Source organism: Halobacillus sp. Nhm2S1, assembly GCF_019599545.1.
Taxonomy (GTDB): domain Bacteria; phylum Bacillota; class Bacilli; order Bacillales; family Halobacillaceae; genus Halobacillus.
Genome location: NZ_JAIEZV010000002.1, coordinates 724,148 through 741,387 on the forward strand (window position 1 = coordinate 724,148; position 17,240 = coordinate 741,387).

The 17,240-nt window shown below is 43.9% G+C and carries 18 protein-coding genes and 1 riboswitch; of the genes, 5 read left to right on the forward strand and 13 right to left on the reverse strand.

The window, feature by feature from the left end; translation table 11 throughout:
• Positions 1 to 276: 276 nt before the first annotated feature.
• Positions 277 to 474, reverse strand: a complete 198-nt coding sequence (locus tag K2225_RS09900; protein WP_220584576.1) for a DUF2188 domain-containing protein — start codon at positions 472 to 474, stop codon at positions 277 to 279.
• Positions 475 to 610: 136 nt separating this feature from the next.
• Positions 611 to 721: riboswitch (SAM riboswitch) on the forward strand.
• Positions 722 to 829: 108 nt separating this feature from the next.
• On the opposite strand from K2225_RS09900, the gene K2225_RS09905 reads away from it, so the two are divergent.
• Together K2225_RS09905 and metX are read left to right on the forward strand one after the other, a co-directional pair.
• Positions 830 to 2,524 (forward strand): O-acetylhomoserine aminocarboxypropyltransferase/cysteine synthase family protein, encoded by a 1,695-nt coding sequence (locus K2225_RS09905; protein ID WP_220584577.1) that lies wholly within the window; start codon positions 830 to 832, stop codon positions 2,522 to 2,524.
• A 23-nt stretch (positions 2,525 to 2,547) separates the two neighbouring features.
• Positions 2,548 to 3,600: a homoserine O-acetyltransferase MetX gene (gene metX / locus K2225_RS09910; protein ID WP_220584578.1), complete on the forward strand. Its 1,053-nt coding sequence runs from the start codon at positions 2,548 to 2,550 to the stop codon at positions 3,598 to 3,600.
• Positions 3,601 to 3,654: 54 nt separating this feature from the next.
• Here metX and K2225_RS09915 read toward each other — a convergent pair whose 3' ends face one another.
• From K2225_RS09915 to K2225_RS09960, 10 genes are all read right to left on the reverse strand, one after another.
• Entirely contained in the window at positions 3,655 to 5,037 is a 1,383-nt protein-coding gene (locus tag K2225_RS09915; RefSeq protein ID WP_220584579.1) for a polysaccharide deacetylase family protein, read from the reverse strand.
• Positions 5,038 to 5,333: 296 nt separating this feature from the next.
• Positions 5,334 to 6,170, reverse strand: a complete 837-nt coding sequence (kynA, locus tag K2225_RS09920) for a tryptophan 2,3-dioxygenase (protein WP_220584580.1) — start codon at positions 6,168 to 6,170, stop codon at positions 5,334 to 5,336.
• A gap of 13 nt (positions 6,171 to 6,183) precedes the next feature.
• Positions 6,184 to 6,828 (reverse strand): DUF4166 domain-containing protein, encoded by a 645-nt coding sequence (locus K2225_RS09925; RefSeq protein WP_220584581.1) that lies wholly within the window; start codon positions 6,826 to 6,828, stop codon positions 6,184 to 6,186.
• Between the two features lie 405 nt (positions 6,829 to 7,233).
• Positions 7,234 to 8,760, reverse strand: a complete 1,527-nt coding sequence (locus tag K2225_RS09930; RefSeq protein ID WP_220584582.1) for an RQC-minor-2 family DNA-binding protein — start codon at positions 8,758 to 8,760, stop codon at positions 7,234 to 7,236.
• An 82-nt stretch (positions 8,761 to 8,842) separates the two neighbouring features.
• Positions 8,843 to 9,541, reverse strand: a complete 699-nt coding sequence (gene rpiA / locus K2225_RS09935) for a ribose 5-phosphate isomerase A (RefSeq protein WP_220584583.1) — start codon at positions 9,539 to 9,541, stop codon at positions 8,843 to 8,845.
• A gap of 656 nt (positions 9,542 to 10,197) precedes the next feature.
• Positions 10,198 to 10,830 carry a response regulator transcription factor gene (locus tag K2225_RS09940; RefSeq protein WP_220584584.1) on the reverse strand — a complete coding sequence of 211 codons (633 nt, stop codon included), beginning with the start codon at positions 10,828 to 10,830 and terminating at the stop codon, positions 10,198 to 10,200.
• The gene (locus K2225_RS09945) at positions 10,827 to 11,867 is read right to left on the reverse strand and encodes a sensor histidine kinase (protein WP_220584585.1); all 1,041 of its coding nucleotides are present in this window, start codon (positions 11,865 to 11,867) and stop codon (positions 10,827 to 10,829) included. Before K2225_RS09945 ends, K2225_RS09940 begins: the two co-directional genes overlap by 4 nt.
• Positions 11,864 to 12,583 carry a cell wall-active antibiotics response protein LiaF gene (gene liaF, locus K2225_RS09950; RefSeq protein WP_220584586.1) on the reverse strand — a complete coding sequence of 240 codons (720 nt, stop codon included), beginning with the start codon at positions 12,581 to 12,583 and terminating at the stop codon, positions 11,864 to 11,866. Before liaF ends, K2225_RS09945 begins: the two co-directional genes overlap by 4 nt.
• A gap of 67 nt (positions 12,584 to 12,650) precedes the next feature.
• The gene (locus K2225_RS09955) at positions 12,651 to 13,292 is read right to left on the reverse strand and encodes a PspA/IM30 family protein (RefSeq protein ID WP_220584587.1); all 642 of its coding nucleotides are present in this window, start codon (positions 13,290 to 13,292) and stop codon (positions 12,651 to 12,653) included.
• A 22-nt stretch (positions 13,293 to 13,314) separates the two neighbouring features.
• Positions 13,315 to 13,662 (reverse strand): lmo0954 family membrane protein, encoded by a 348-nt coding sequence (locus K2225_RS09960; protein WP_220584588.1) that lies wholly within the window; start codon positions 13,660 to 13,662, stop codon positions 13,315 to 13,317.
• 132 nt (positions 13,663 to 13,794) lie between these two features.
• On the opposite strand from K2225_RS09960, the gene K2225_RS09965 reads away from it, so the two are divergent.
• Positions 13,795 to 14,394, forward strand: coding sequence for a nuclease-related domain-containing protein (locus K2225_RS09965; RefSeq protein WP_220584589.1), 600 nt, complete (start codon positions 13,795 to 13,797; stop codon positions 14,392 to 14,394).
• Between the two features lie 179 nt (positions 14,395 to 14,573).
• Entirely contained in the window at positions 14,574 to 14,753 is a 180-nt protein-coding gene (locus tag K2225_RS09970; RefSeq protein WP_220584590.1) for a hypothetical protein, read from the forward strand.
• Positions 14,754 to 14,913: 160 nt separating this feature from the next.
• On the opposite strand, the gene K2225_RS09975 is transcribed toward K2225_RS09970, so the two are convergent.
• Entirely contained in the window at positions 14,914 to 16,014 is a 1,101-nt protein-coding gene (locus tag K2225_RS09975) for a M24 family metallopeptidase (protein ID WP_370632736.1), read from the reverse strand.
• Positions 16,015 to 16,195: 181 nt separating this feature from the next.
• Here K2225_RS09975 and K2225_RS09980 point away from each other — a divergent pair, with 181 nt between their 5' ends.
• A complete protein-coding gene (locus tag K2225_RS09980; protein WP_220584592.1) occupies positions 16,196 to 16,597 on the forward strand; it encodes a hypothetical protein in 402 nt (133 codons plus the stop codon).
• A 33-nt stretch (positions 16,598 to 16,630) separates the two neighbouring features.
• Here the strand turns inward: K2225_RS09980 and K2225_RS09985 are convergent, their stop codons facing one another.
• On the reverse strand, positions 16,631 to 17,218 hold the full coding sequence (locus tag K2225_RS09985; RefSeq protein WP_220584593.1) for a biotin transporter BioY: 588 nt from the start codon (positions 17,216 to 17,218) through the stop codon (positions 16,631 to 16,633).
• Between the last annotated feature and the right edge of the window lie 22 nt (positions 17,219 to 17,240).

Below are 17,240 nucleotides of genomic sequence, written 5' to 3' on the forward strand. Positions count from 1 at the left end.
TAACTGCATATTCTAGAAGTGGTTTCGAGACACTCATACGGCCAAGGGGCGGAGGGAAACGGTGAGACTCCTATGGGACATGTGGGACAGGTGAGACCCCACAGGACGAAGTCCGAGGAGGCTCACCGCCCACCCCATGGAAAGCGAACTGTTTCCCGGAGCCCCTAAACGCACTCAAACATCTCGAAATCGAGTCTTACACAATCCCGCCATATACTTTAATAAATGATTATAGATAATTGCCCATAAAAAAACTCCCGCGGTGGGGAGTTTTAGTTAGTAGGTGCGCTCTTCTTCAACTTCATGGTTTTGATCCAAGATTTGAAGTTTGCTCGGTTTGTTTTCTTTTGCGATTTCTTCCGCTTTAGTAACAGCGGTATCACGCTCATCATAAAGGTCTGTCGGAGCGACATCCTCGATCTTTACAAACCAGCCGGTTACATCTTTATTAGGTACAACACTATATTGTTTCATGAACTTCACTCCTATCTCATAGACTTAATTATCCATTCCCACAGCAGGGAGGGTTCAAACGTATTGAAATGGTTTGACAATAAGAAAGGACGGCTTTATAATTTTAAAACAAGTCAGAAAAATTAAATAAAAACAACTCTTATCGAGAGCGGCAGAGGGATTAGGCCCTACGACGCCCGGCAACCTTCAAGTGAAAACCTTGAAAAGGTGCTACATCCTACAGGTCACATGATCTGAAAGATAAGGGGAGGTATGAGATACATAAGCCCTCTTCTTACTTACAGAAGAGGGCTTTTTGTTTTCCCTCTTCGAGAAAGCGGATACCCTAGGAAAAAATCAAAGGAGGAATTTTCCCATGAGTTTACCATTCCATACGTTCGGCCCTGAAACAAATTTGCTTCACGGTGGTCAAGAACCTGATCCCGCTACGGGTTCACGTGCTGTACCGATTTATCAGACGACATCATACGTTTTCAATGACACGGAACATGCTCAAAACCTTTTCTCCCTGGCGGAACCGGGCAACATTTATTCACGCATCGGAAACCCGACCGTCGATGTTTTTGAACAGCGGATCGCCCTTCTTGAAGACGGCGCTGCTGCAGTAGCGACAGCATCCGGCATGTCTGCCATCACCATGGCCATCCTGAATGTCGCTAAAGCCGGAGACGATATCGTGACTTCCACAAACCTTTATGGAGGGACATACAATTTATTTGTCCACACCCTTCCCCGTTATGGAATCAATGTCCATTTTGTTGAAGGAGAGGATCCCGAATCATTCGCCAAGGCGATTACTCCTCACACAAAAGCAATTTTTGCGGAAACCATCGGAAATCCGAGTTTAAATATACTGGACATTGAAGCGATTGCAGATGTCGCACATGACCACCACATCCCCTTTATCATTGATAACACATTCGCTACCCCGTATGTGTGCAGACCGATCGACTGGGGTGCTGACATCGTCGTGCACTCCGCCACGAAATGGATTGGCGGACACGGAACGGCCATCGGTGGAGTTGTCGTCGATAGTGGACGTTTTAACTGGAACCATGAAAAGTTCCCAGGATTCACAGAACCGGATGAAAGCTATAACGGCATCCGATTCGGGGTGGATGTTGGCCCTGCTGCTTTTGCTATAAAATTGCGTGTACAGCTACTTCGGGATATCGGCGCCTGCCTGAGCCCTCAAAATGCATTCTTACTCCTGCAGGGACTGGAAACTTTACACTTACGAGTGAAGACACATGCGAATCAAGCTTTGGAAATTGCCGAATATTTAAGCCAACACGAAGGCGTCGAATGGGTGAATTATCCAGGATTAAAAGACCACCCCACTCACTCCTTAGCCGAAAAGTACTTTCATTACGGCCATGGATCAATCGTTGTTTTCGGGATTAAAGGAGGACGCGATGCCGGTCGGAAACTTATCGATCAAAGCACCATCTGGTCGCATGTAGCCAATGTCGGGGATGCCAAATCTTTAATTATCCATCCAGCCTCTACCACTCACCAGCAATTAAGCGATGAAAACCTGAGTAAATCTGGGGTAACAGAAGAGCTTGTCCGCTTGTCTGTCGGGTTAGAGTCTGTAGAAGATTTAATTCAGGACCTGGACAATGCCATTTATCATGCCAACGGATATAGAAAAGCATACGGTAAAAGCAAACACGCGGCGGTGCCCGTTTTATCTTCATCCCTGGACCGTTCGAACGGGGAGTTGAGAAAAAGAGTAATCGGGATTGTAGGCGCGAGTTCTCATCTTGTGGAGCAGCACAAGTTGGAAAGGTTGGGATTTGAAGTTGTGTCCTTCTCTAACATTGAGGAACTCCAAAGGGAAACGAATGTCAACTGGGATATTGTCTATGTTGAGGAAGCGGATGAGGAGATCTTGAACATAGCGAAAGAAGTAAAACCGACACTACTCTGGTCACGAAAACCAATCAACTACGAAGATGCAGCCATCATTTCCGGGGTAAGCCTTTATGAAGCTATCGTGAACATCCGATCGGGGAAAGATATTTCCACTTCCCTCGTATCAGTCTAGTGAAAGAAAGGAGAATGATAAGCATGTCATTAAAAAACCCCGCCAGTCACCCACGAACCAATCAAACGATATCGATTGGCACTTTCACATTCGAGTCTGGTGAAACGCTCGGGAATGTCGAACTTGCCTACGAGAGATACGGGCCGACAAATGCTCCGGTCATCCTCGTATGCCACGCATTAACGGGCAACCAGCTCGCTGTCGGTTCAAGGGATGAACGTGGCTGGTGGGCCGGTTTGATTGGTGAAGATTGTCCAATTGATACCAATCGATACCAAGTAATCACCTTCAATGTTCTTGGCGGGTGTCACGGGTCTACTGGGCCTGCGAGCATTAACCCGGACACAGGCAAACCGTACCGTCAGACATTTCCCAAAGTAACCATTCGTGATATGGTTCACGCTCAATATGAAGCATTAAACTGCTTAGGCATCAATCATGTCCATGCGGTAGCAGGAGGATCACTTGGAGGTATGCAGACGTACGAATGGGGGCTCCTTTACCCTGATTTCATGGGAAAATTATTTATCCTCGCAGCAACTCCCTATCTAAGTGATTACGGCATCGCTTTTAATCATATTGGTGCTAGAGCGATAAAGAGTGATCCTCATTTTCGAAATGGAGACTATCATTCAAACGAAGACTTAAGGGGATTCGAGATTGCCCGAATGACCGGAATGGTCACGTACCGAAGCAGTACCTTATTTGAAAAAAGGTTTGACCGGTCCTATCACGCCGATACCTCTTATGAAATTCAATCTTATTTGGATTACCAAGGGGATAAGATTAAAGAACGTTTTGATGCCAACAGCTATCTTTACCTTCTTGAGGCGATGAACAACCATGATATCGGCCGAGGAAGAAATGGATGGGCACAAGCAGCGAAGCAATACAAAGCAGAGGTTCACACCTTCAGTTTTGAACATGACCTTCTTTATCCAGAAGCATTAATCCAGCCATTCTCTGCCACCTGCGAAAAAGGAGAGCACCACCACATACACACCGACTATGGGCATGACGGATTTCTTGTAGAGTTTGACCGTTGGGGCAAATGGGTAGCAGAACAATTAATATAATTTCACCGTGATGACTCTATCTGAAGAAGTGCAAAATAAAAAACCGTTCCGTTTTCAATCTAAAACGGAACGGTTTTCTTGTTTATCAATGATATGACCGACAGGAACAACTTCATACCCTTCAGCGTACAGCCCTTCTAATAAGAGATCTACGGTTTCTACTGTAGAATGTTGAAGATCGTGAAGCAGAACAATGGAATCTTCTTCCACTTCTGAAAGGATATCCTCAGCGACTGTCTCCGGTTTTAGATCTTCCCAATCCTCACTATAAATCGTCCATGGCACAATAATGCCTTCTTCCTGATCGTTCGCAGAAGGAAGGTTTCCAAAAGGTAAACGTAGTAAATCCACCTTCTGCTCTGTCACTTGCTCCAGAATCGTTTGAGTAGAAGTAAGCTGCTGGTTGATCTGATCGTCTGACAAGCGTCCCAAACGTGGGTGATTCCACGTATGGTTTCCAATCTCGTGCCCGCGTTCACTCACTTCACGAGCCACTTCAGGATAGTAACCTACCCGTTTCCCGATCATGAAGAAAGAGGCTTTCGCTTCATACTTGTCCAGTACATCAAGGATTTCCCTCGTTACTCCCGGATGAGGACCATCATCGAAGGTTAAAGCCACTTCTTTCCTTTCCCCATGTAAATGGTTATCTAGAGAAAAGTCCTTGTAATGATTGTCGGTTCCCTGGTCCTCTGAAGTCGTGTTATCCGCTACATCAGGTGCCTCTTTAAAGGCATCTGTGTACTCTGAACGAAGAAGCCTGGATACTTTATCTTTCTCGATCATCACACGGTATGGTTCTTGACTAGCTGGGGCATCTATAAAAACAAGCACCCCTTCCCCCGTAAAAGCGACATCTTCGTAAAATTCAGGTTTCGCCTCAACCTTATCCATAAGCTTTGAGTTTCCTTCACCTGAGTCGCTCATCTTCTCTTTCGTCCACTCGTGGAGACGATCGACATAATAGATATCTTCCTTAAATAATTCTTCCAGTGATAAAGCTTTTCCGTTCTTTTTATCAAAATTCATGATGGTTTGGTTGGTCGTAACTCCGCCTGCACCAAGGTCTATCGTTTCTATGAACCTTACAACGAAAAAACGTTGATTTTGATGAATGACTTCAAAATCAATGTGCAATTCATGCGCCTGGCTTCCATCATTCTTTTGTTTACTTTTATAACTTTCTTGTTTAAATAAAGCTTTCTGCTGATTTACATAATCTATAATGGTTTGGTCGATTTGGTTATTCGGTGTTTGTGGATAATGTGCGGTCATATGATACTCTTCAAACTCACTAATATCTGTTTCTATATTAACGTCATACATGACCTGAATATCCGTCTTTTCTCCCGACTCTTCATTAGCATTTGCAATGAAAGAACAGCCGGACGCCGTCAACAAAACAAACAAGATGGTATATATAATCGGTTGTCTCATGCTTTTCCCTCTTTATCTCATAGTCACACAATCTATTGTAACACAAATGTAACAAAGGCGTAATCGCTTAGATATATTCAGTAAATTAAGTTAATTCGGCAACTCCCTTTTCCTAAATCGCTCCCTATTCTTAAAAACTCAGTTTCTTTGGTTGATTAGATTGGAGCACCGAGGAATGGCATGCTTTCCGTGGGAGCGCGTTGAGTCTTCTGGGACTGCGTCCTGTGGGGTTTCTGAGTCATCCAGAATCCTATCATATAGCGAAATAAAAAAAGAACTCTCCCATAAGGAGAGTTCTAGATGTTGGTGCGGACGTCCCATAATTCGGGGAAAAAACGATGATCGAGGACTTTCTTTAAATAGCCCACACCGGAGGAGCCGCCTGTCCCTTTTTTGTGACCGATGATTCGTTCGACTGTTTTCATGTGACGGAAACGCCATTGCTGGAGACTGTCTTCAATATCAACAAGCTTCTCCCCCAATTGGTACAAGTCCCAGTATTGTTCCACATCTTTATAGACATTTGTCCAGGCAGCTTCTACGCTGGCATCTTTTTCATACAGCTGCGTGTAATCTCGGCCCAATAATTTTCCTGGGATCGGAAAACCGGAATCAGATAGCTTTTCGATGGCAACATCATAGAGACTTGGTGCACGGTAGGCCGCTTCGAGATGACGTTGCAAATCAGGATCTTTCTCGTAGATCTTTAAAACATGAGAAGTTTTGTACCCCAATGCAAATTCAATCATTCTGTACTGATAAGATTGGAAGCCGGAAGCCTGCCCAAGGTGATCGCGGAACTCCATATATTCTGATGGAGTCAATGTTGAAAGGACATCCCAGGCTTGAATAATCTGTTTCTGAATGCTGGATACTCGAGCCAGCATCTTAAAAGCCGCCTGCATGTGATCTTTTCTAATCGCTTCTATAGCTGCTTGAAGTTCATGCAAAGTCAACTTCATCCATAGTTCACTGACTTGATGAATGATAATAAAAAGCATTTCATCATGGTGAGTGGATAGACGATTTTGAGCAGATAGCAGTTCCTCCAAGTTCAAGTATTCCCCATAGGTCATTCGGCTTGAAAAATCAGTATGGACTTTCTCGCTGCCATCATTTTTACGAGTGGTCACTGGTGGTCCTCCTTTAATCCAATACCCCACGTTCAGGGATGTTGTTGAAAGTCATCGGTAGAAATTCCGTATGAACCGTCCCCTCATACATAAGAAGCGTCCCTAAGACGGGGTGTTCGGCGTGTACATGAACTCGAAAAGCGCCTTCCTCTTCATCATAATGTTCGTACACACTGGTCGTCGGATTGGCCATGGACAAAAGGCCATCCACATTCATTGCTTTCGACTCCATATAAAGACCGCCTTCTGCTGTGACATGGAGGTCCAGCTCGGTTTGTATGAGTCCTGTTTTTCCTAGATCATCAACGATACAGCCCTTTTCCTCATCAAATCGCATGGCTGCATCAAACCCTCGAATAGAGTACGGAAAGAAAAACCTCCGAATCCAACTGATTGTTTCACGTCCTCTTTCATCTTCATAGATATAATTCTCAAGGGTGAACGGGACATCTTTCCCTCGTTCTGCAAAGACGAGGTGATCTTTTGTTCCTACCTGAAGAAAAGGACGAAGCAATGGATGTGTCCCTCTGATTTCAGTCATTCTCCCTTGTCCAAGGATCATTAAGTTTTGTTTACTCGTCAAACCGTATTTCTTTTGAAGCTCAGGATGAAGATGATGGAATTGCTCACCTAGTGCTCGATGAAAAATCGACTTCATAGAAAAACTCCTCCCATAACAGGGTGCCATCGGTATTTCATTGTGGATGGTTATCCATTAATGGCCCTGCGCATTTATGTAACGTTCCATTTTTAAATAGGGTGAATATAAAGCATGAAATGAATCAAATCAGAATATGGTTTTATTTAGAAACCTCTTTTCTCTGATGTATGTAATGGCATTATAGCATAAGTAACCGCTTTCTATTATACATGCAACGAAATAAGACCTGCCTTTCAGCAGGTCTTATTCCTTGAGTTTGTAGAATAGTGGGAGTTTCACAAAAGCGCTTACCGTATATCAAATTCACGGAGTGCCTGAGAGGACCCCCGTGATAAGAGCTGACGAAAGATGGTGAGAAACGGCCACTCGAACCTTGCTTTTACCTCCCATCATAAAAAGCCATCACATGACTTCTTCTGCGTAGTCGCTGATGGTGTAGCCTTTTTGTTGTTTCATAAGCCACCCCTGTTTTTCGAGCTGATTGAAAAGCTTTTGAATATGTTTTTCAGGCCAGCTTGCAAGGATGCCGAACCACCGCGTTTCGTGTAAATGGAGTTGTCTCAGCTTGTTAGTCGCTTTTCCAGCGAGCACTTGTACTAAGGTATGGGCCGGGTAATCTGTTCCATAATAGTAGATCAAGTCAAGCACTTGTTGAGTTTCTGCATAGGTGAGCGATCTCCCTTTGACGGTAATGATCACATCATCCTCTTCATAGCGAACCTCATTCAACTTATTTTTCAACTCTTCTAATACGTGGCTTGTCATTGGATATACACTTTCCGGAACAATCTTTTGCCAATTCCGTAGTTCCTTTAACATTCTTACGTCATCGAGCTCTATTCTAGAAAGCCACAACAGTTCAGAGTCAGACGTCCGTTCTGGGATCCGGCTCCGATTTAATTTATCATACATGTAAAGGAGGGGATGCGATTCCATATCTTCTGCTTTCCGCTGGTAGCGTTGAATTTGTTTGACGAGATCTAAACTTTCATCAAGCGTTTTTCTGGCGACAGTCAACTGTTTTTTCAAACCCCTTAACTGAACCAATTGTTCGAGGAGGCGCTGATTTTGTTCAGCGATTTCATTGAACTGCTTCTCAATGGTTATCACTCGCTTTGTGGCGCGCTCCACATCAAACTCCTCTTCAAGAGCAACTCTGTCTTCATCAATATAATAAAGCAGGGTATAGTCGCATCTTTCACAAGAACAACAGATACATCGCTCCTTTGAAAGAAAGGTGAGTGATTTCTTATGAGCACAGCTTCCTTCTCTTCCTTCCAACCAATCTGCCGGTAAAGTGCGGAAAGGGCGCATGACGATGTTGACTCTGTGCCGCCAATAGGCCACATCCTCCGGGTAATTAAGAACCGATATGAGGGCGGATTGATTCATGACTTCAACCGCATCAATGACTTCCCTTTTTTCATGGAACAATCGTACGATGGGGTGATTATGAAAAGCGACAGCTATTTTATCGATCCAATCCTTGCGGTCGTGTTTACTTATATGGGATAAGAACAGATAGTCCTCAAGTACCTCCCCTACATGTTCGTGTAGTTGTTCCGAGGAGAGTTGAGTGAAATCTGTACTGTATAAAAACTCTTCTTTAAAAGGTAGTCCATGTTCTTCCGACAAGGACCTCCATAAAAACAATTCTGGGCGCAACAAATGTGGGTGGATTGTTTCTTCTTTTTCAAAAGAAACCGGTAGGACAGCTCTTCCTGACAACCCTAGGTAGGGGCGAATTTTCGCAACATCAAGAGCATTGTCGTTGATTTGATCCACGATTGCGTCGTTAAGCCTGGATAGTAACCCCCGTTCAAATTTATGTCCAATCGACCGGATTTGTTTGTTCTTCTTTCCGATCGGTGCAAGTACTACATACGGGTATCGTTGATCCTGGTAAGCAATCCTGTTTGGCAGTCCCATAATGATTCCCCTTTGAATAAGGATTTACTACTATTATAGAAAAAGTATTACGATGTACCAATAAATATAAGTAAAATGGGCGTCATACTGTTAAAATTTCCACGGAATACCCAATAAAAAGCCCCGTTTCTATGACACCTGGGATGGCACTCAGCTCTTTTTCCAACGTATCGGGTATCTGAGCAAACCCCACATCCATCAGCACATTGCCAGCCTCGGTTATAACCGGTCCGTCTTTTGCTTTCGCCATACGCAGCTGCACATCATGACAATTAAATTTTTGCAAGGCTGTTTCTACAAGATGAACCGCTCGTGGGTCCACTTCTAATGGAATCGCAAACTTTTCTCCCAGCTTAGCTACATGCTTGCTTTCGTCAACTAAAATATACGTTTTTGCAGCGCTTGCCATCACAAGCTTTTCAGCAAATAGCGCTCCCCCTCTTCCTTTTATGAGACGACCTTCCCTATCCACCTCATCCGCACCATCAAATCCCCAATCCGGTTGATGATTAAGAAGAGAAGTCGTTGTCAGTCCATAGTAACTGCAGTTCATTTCCGCCTCCTTTGAAGTAGGGACGGCCAATATTTCCAGCTTCTCCTCCGCTACTCTTTTAGCAATCTTTTCAAGAGCAAGAAATGATGTCGATCCCGATCCAATACCAATGACATCTCCATTTTTTACAAAGCGGCTCACTTGTTGAGCGACTCTATCTTTTCGTTCACGATTTGAAATTTCCCCTGACCAGATCGCCTGATCAGCTAGTTTATTTTTCCATTTCACAGGTATCACCTCTTTCTTTGGTATTCCCGAACGACTTGGAAAACAAGCATGGGTGGTAAAGAAAGTGTATCAGATGAAGTACCCCCTTCCTTTTCACATAACAAAACTTTGTCATTCTTAACGTTGCCTTCACATAAATATAAGGTAATCCATTGTTCTAAAGAAAGAAGGGGATGGAATTGAAACGAGTATACTGGAAGTTGTTCATCTTCTATCTCATCCTCATCTCAGCCATCGTACTCGTTACATTAAATCAATAACTCCGAAGATGATTCTCCATATAAGCTCATTTATTGAGGAATCAGTTTCTAAATACCCGGAGTTCGTTGCCTGAACTGAGCGTCAGGGGTGGCAGGAAAGCTACTCGCTTTCCTGCGGGAATGATGGAGATCCTCCTCGATCTAGAGCTCTGTGGGATCTCTCCAGCCAGCCAATCCATTCACGCGGAAGTTTCGCTGCTTCCCAACCACCCCATTCGTTGTATAGAGAAACAAACCCCTTTACCGAAAGCGAGCTATTCCCCGCAACCCCATCCACTCAAAAAAAGCATCGAAACTGAGTCTTCAACAATCCTGCCACATTATTGAACAAGCGTTTAATTAATGTCGGGTCATCTATATATCCAAAAAAACCTCGACCGCTCCTTGGTCGAGGTTTTACTTGATTAAGTCGTGTTTGAAGGCATAGATGACAGCTTGGGTCCGGTCGGATACTTGGAGTTTTCCAAGGATGTTGCTGACGTGTACTTTTACGGTTTTCAGGGCGATGAATAATTGATCGGAGATTTCCTGGTTGGTTTTTCCTTCCGCCATTAAAAGGAGAACTTCTTTCTCTCTTGCTGTAAGCTGATCGTGAAGTTCCACTTCAGCTGGCGTACGCATTTTTGTCATGATTTTGCCTGTTACTTCAGGCTCTAGTATGGACTGGCCTCCATATGTAGAACGGATCGCTTTGGCAATTTCTTCTGCTTTCGAAGTTTTCAACATATAACTCGTCGCTCCTGCTTCGAGTGCGGGGTACACTTTTTCATCATCCAGAAAACTTGTGACGATGATAACTTTTGCTTCCGGCCATTGCGCGGTAATACGTTTCGTCGCTTCAATACCATCCATCTCGTCCATGACCAAATCCATCAAGATGATATCAGGCCGATGTTCCAATGCGAGTTGCACCGCCGCTTTTCCATCGTCCGCTTCCGCAATAACCTCGATATCTGGTTGTGCAGATAAATAGGCAGATACACCGATGCGCACCATTTCATGATCATCAGCAAATAATACGGTAATCATTCTTCCTCGCCTCCTTTTATCCGATGAGGGACTTTCACTTCTAAGCGGGTTCCCTGTGCCTTCACGCTTACAACTTTTAATGTCCCCCCGATTTCAAACGCTCGTTCCTGCATGTTCTGCAGTCCATATGAACTCGTCTTCGCTTCTTCCACATCAAAACCTATGCCATCATCGACGATGCGCAGGATAATGTTATGATCCCTTTCAATTAACATGACACTCAAGGAATGAGCCTTTGCATGCCTTAAGGTGTTGGATACCGATTCTTGGAGAATCCTGAAAAGCTGATCTTCAATGCCTTTTTCAAGTTGCAAAGGTTCTACGGACCAATCAATTTTCATTGGTACTTTTTGTGTGAGTTCATAAAGCAGCTCTTCTGCCCCTTCTGACAGAGACTTATCCTTGAGTGCCACTGGTCTTAAATGTAGAAGCAAGGCTCTCATTTCAAGCTGAGACTGGTGGATCATGCGTTCAACCATCTGCATTTGTTTTTTCGTTGCCTGCCAATCACCTGAATCGGTTTCATTAATGGCAGACATCATCATAGACGCTGCAAATAATTGCTGACTGACGGAATCATGAAGTTCCCGAGCAAGACGATTCCTTTCCTGAATCACCACTTCCTGCAGACTCTTTTCACGTTCTTCCGCTCTCTCTGTAACCATACGTTGAGCAAGCTCCGTTTGTTTCGTCATTTTTTCTTCCAGTTGTTTAAGAGCAAGGTCGATCTGCTCCATCTCTTTCAGATCAACCTCTTCATCCACAAGCTCGTTTCCCTTCGTTAATTCTGACACACGATGTTCAATGTTGAAGAGCTGCCTGCGCCAAAACCATCCCTGGATGACTCCGACTACAAACCCGAAAGATAAAGAAATGAATAAAACGAAGAAAATATATGGAAGATCAAATACCTCCTGTTCCAAAAGCTCTCCCCACGAGCCAAATGGAAAGGCATAGAATGTAATGGCCAACAACAAAATAGTGAACCCGAAAAAAGTCAGGATGCCGGACAACAATTGTCTTTGCCATACATTCATACGCGTTTCACCTCAAGCTCTCCGGAAACTACAGACGTGATAATTTTCACGCGCGGCTTTTCTTTTCGATACCCATCGGTTTGGTAAGAGAGAACCTGGTTAAGCACTTTCGACTTCTTATATTGAAAGATGGAAGCACGTCCAATGAGCGCACTATGGTGGATGCTGACCTCGACTTCATAAGGGACATAAACGGTCAGGTTACCAATCCACTGACGTATGGAAATAACCGCCTCATCGTGAGGGAGCACCGTCTGACTCAAATCAACAATTCTATCCCCAAACCCACCATGAATGTTAATGTCCGTCCATTCATAAGAGGTTTTAGGTGTAGCATCATCTCCAAAGAACTTCTGCCTTAACACGGGTTCCTGGTCAGGGATTTCCTGGTGATGATCAATGATTTCAGGTCGGATATGTTCCGGATTTTCTTTGGATTTAAAATAATCTCTCAGGAACATGAGAATCAATGCTATGACGAGAAATCTTACAGCAATCATACTTAAAACTGTGAAGATTAAACTGATCAAACCAATCCAAAAAAGGATTTTTCTCCACAACGGCCGGTAGTTCTTCCATCCGATATACATAAGAACTCCGGAAAAAAGGACAGAAAATACAAGTCCACCGTTGAAGAAGACGATCTCCACAACGAGGAGAATCACCCCTATGATTAAAATTGTGTTGATCGTATCAGTCGATAGCTTTTTAAGCATAAAGGTCATCCTCCTCTCTTAAATCGATAAAGACGCAGAAATCTGCGCCTTCATCATACCATGTTTTCTATTTAGCAGGTACTTCCTCCCGTTTCTCCATTTCTTTTTCCAACTGTGCCATCTTACTGTCAAACGTATTGTGGTAGTAGGCACTGTTCACTTTGTACTCCAAGTCCTCAATGTAACGGTCGATTTCTGAAAATCTGGAATAAGGCTTGTCCGCTGTGTCCTCAATCACACGATTCATCCGGTGATGAGCACGTGCAATATTTTCGCGCCCCATCAGTTCCATCCGTTTCAAATGCATGTCCTTCAGTTTATGCTTCATTTCTTCGTATTTGCGCTCAAGAGCTTCCAGCTGTTCGATGCTGTCTCTTCTTGATGCTTGAAGGCGATCGGCTCTTGATTCATATTCCTGCTGCTCTTTGACGGCATATTCATACATCGTGGATTCCCCTGCTTTTTCAGCAACTTCAGCCTGACGTCTGCGCTTGTCCGCCATATCCTGTGCCTTCTGGAATTCACGGGAAAACTCATCTTTCAACCGATACTGCCTCTCCACAAGTTTCCTTACTTTCTCGGTTTCTTTTTCACTTTCACGCAAGTATTGATTTAACATCGCGATTGGGTTCTTTTGTTCTTTTTGATCCAACGCCTCATGCAAGTCAGCGGTAATGGAGTCTTTTAACCTCGTAAATAAATTAGCCATAACTGTGTATCTCTCCTTTTGTTTATTTGTTCATTTCTGCCCATTGACGTTCAAAGTTGGTAAAAGGATCATCAGATTTGGTTGAACGTATCTCTTCGCTTTTGCTTGTCCAATTTTTATAGATCCAGTAAAGCGCAAAAGCAGCGGCTACACCAATCACAGCATAAATATTAGAGACGGCTACGCTGAGAATGATCAGTCCGACAACGACCCAGCCGATCTTTCCGGCTGTGGAATCACTTTTCATGAACTGTTTGAACACAACATAGAGCAACCAGACACTGACACCCAGGAGGATCATCGGTCCTAAATTAGCGAGCAATACGGTAAGGGCGACTAATCCGGTCAGGAATAGTAAAAATTTCTTCATCGTTTTTCCCTCCTTGCTGATTTCTTGTCTTTATCATATCGAGAATAAATTTCTGCCGTAATGAGCCAGAGATATATTTTCAACTAAGACCAGAGACGTATAGTATGATAAAGGAAAAGGAGAGTGATTTTATTGATTGAGAGCAGAACCAAATCGAAGGAGCATAGACAAGCAGAGGCTTTACTTCCCCGCCTGGATGGAACACACCCTTTCCATAAAGACATTCATGAACACCTTATGAAACTGAATGCCGGTCATCACGGTGAAACCACCACAGATTTCTACCTTCAGTACCTCCCCGACCTTCCCACGATGAAGAACGTCGAATTGTTCGATGGCATCCAACACTTCCAACTGGACCTCCTTCTCTTCACCCCTTCTTCTTTAATCATCCTTGAAGTAAAAAACATGAAGGGTGAGCTCAATTTTGATTTTGATAACCATCAGCTCGTTAGAATTATGGAAGACCGACAAGACGTGTTCCAAGATCCATTTTTACAAGTCCATCATCAAACCTTTCAACTTTCCCGTTGGCTCCATATGAATCAACTCCCTGTGCTCCCCATTCATTCTCTGATTGTCATTCCCAATCATGGAACAAAGGTTACAACCATCGGCGAGGACGCAGAGAATAAGAGAGCTAGATCGTCAGACCAAAACAACTGCCAAAAATCATTGAACAACTTTCTCATCATGGTGCCACCTCTCTGCCCCACCAACAGGAACATTTAATGAAGACGATCAAGCAAAAACGTTCCTCTTATCCATCATCAGTGATGAACAAATTTAAGTTGACTAAGGATGATCTGCTTCCCGGTGTCTCGTGCCTTGGGTGCCACATCATAGGCGTGGAACGAAGGCGCGATCACTGGTGTTGCCCTAAATGCGGAGCGAAGTCTAGGAATGCCCACATGAGAGCTTTAAAAGATTACCAACTGATTTTCTGTAGAAATGAGATTACGAATGCAGAGTTTCGCTGGTTTGTAGGACTTGAATCTAGAAAAGTCGCTCATAAACTATTAAGAGACGCTTGTGTAAAAGTAATTGCAAGAGGAAAGTATTCGAAATATATCCTCCCCGATTTGGGTTAGAGGACATTAAACACTTGTTAGAGGACGTTGAACGGTAGTTAGGGGACATTAAAACGGAGTTATAGGACAATGAAGACGAGAACGAGGACATTGACTGCTAGTTAGAGGACATTCACCCCCATTCATAAAAAAAAGGCCGCCAAAAAAGGCGGCCTTTCTTTTATTCAATAATACGCAGTTCCTTTGGCGTTTTCGTCAGTGTCACATATCCGTCTGCTGTAACGAGTACATCGTCTTCCAAACGAACCCCGCCGACTTCCGGATCATAGATCCCGGGTTCAATCGTGTATGTCATGCCCTCCTTCAAGACGCCATCATTCAAGTGGCTCATGGATGGAAATTCATGGACGTTGATTCCAAGACCGTGCCCAATGCGGTGCGGGAACTTGTCCCCGTAACCTGCATCGGAAATGATGTCACGTGCGACCTGGTCAAGATCACCGATTCGAGTTCCAGGCTTACTGATTGCAAGTGAAGCGTCCAAGGCTTCCTTTACTTTATAGTAAATCGCCTTTTGCTCCTCACTCACCGAACGATAGGCAAAGGTACGGGTAATATCGGATGTGTATCCTTTCCATACAACGCCAAGGTCAAATAAAACAAAGTCCCCTGGTTTCAGACGACGGTCACCAGGATTCCCGTGGGGTTGACCTGACTTTTCACCGAACAGGACCATCGTGGAGAAGGACATTTCCGCGACGCCTTTTTTCTTCAATTCATATTCAATCTTAGCGAGAACTTCCATTTCGGTGATTCCCTCTTCAAGGGCTTCCACACCAACGCTCACACCAAAGTCAGCAAGCTCCGCCGCTTCTTTCATAATGCTGATTTCATGATCATCTTTGACAACACGCATGTCGTTCAATTGCCCTTCAATATCTTCAATCTTCACATCTTCAAAGAGCTCAAAAAAGGATTCACTGCGGCCGTAGGAAAGAACTTGTTTTTCTATCCCTACTGTTTTCACATTTGCAATGCCGTTTTCTTTCATCTTGTCCGCCATCAACTGCCATGGGTTTTCGTGATCGGCATATCCAATCACTTCCTTGGTCCATCCAGCCTCACGGATTTGCCCTTTTTCCATCCCAGGCAGGACTGCAATCGGATCTGCTTCAGGGAAAACAAGCAATCCCAGCAACCTTTCATGAGGATCCGTATGGAATCCTGTTAAATAGAAAAAGTTCTCTGTTGAATTAATAAACGCTGCATCAACGTTCGTATCTTTTAGGTATTGAGAAAATTGTTCTAATCGATGTTCCACATTCATCACTCCTCTTCGCTTCTTTTTTCATCATAGCTCAATCTTTGTACCAATCCAAATGACACAAAAGTCCGAAAAATGAGAGTGAACGTTTAGCGACACTTTCACCTTTTCCATTCTCATTACGAAGAGCATCCGATATAATGGCGAAAGGTGAATAAAAAATAGGAGGTGAACAGTTATGGACCGTACTCGTTTTTTTGTGCGGGTAGCTGCCATTTATGCACTAATTGGCGCATTTATGGGTTCTCATATGGCCGGCGGTGGGGGATTGCAACTAAGCGCGATTCACGCTCACATCCTCGTTGTTGGATGGCTTTCTCTTTTTGCGTTCGGTATTTATTATAGAGTGTTCTCCATACCCAAGGATTCTAAGCTCGCGACAGCGCACGTATGGACATCCTTCTTTGGTGTGTTCGGTTTAACCCTTGGAATGTGGCTGTACTATACCCAGCCACTTCCAGGCTTGAGCACGTTCAATACAATTTTCTTCATCGTTGGAGGGACAGTCCTTCTAATTGCTTTTGTACTATTTGCGATCATGACTTTCGTACATGGAAAACAAATCTCAGAAAACGCATAAAAAAGATCCGCTCATAGAAGCGGATCTTTTTTCTTAGGCGGCTTGCCTTAACGGCGTACGTTGTAACAGTGTCTTTTCTAGTCGGATAGCAAAATAAGCGGCTACAATGGCTAAGGCTATATCTTTAATTAAAAATGGCACCATGCTTGACCAAGCCAAAACGAACCCAATTCCGTCTCCTCCAACCCAGAAATTCAGAGCGAGATAGAAAAGATTGACACCGATAGAATAGTTCAACACAATGCCGACAAGGGCTGCGGTGATATAAGTCGGCAGGTTTCGTTTAGACTCCGCAATCTTACCAACAAAGAACGCTAAGATTACATAGGAAACAATAAATCCGAAAGTCGGGGATATCAAAACCGAGATCCCCCCCGAGAATCCAGCAAAAATCGGCGCTCCTGCCAGTCCTAAAAGAACATAGACAAATACAGAGAATGAGCCTAATCTGCTTCCCAGCACGAGTCCTGCGAGAATAGCAAAGAATGTTTGAAGCGTCAGCGGTACACCCATGACTTGTAGAAATGGCATGAATGCGGTGATGTTGGCTCCAATCGCCATGAGAGCAACGAATAAGCTTCCCAAGGTAATGTCGTAAGCCGATAAACGAGATGTTTTCATTACGGTGTCCTCCTACATATAA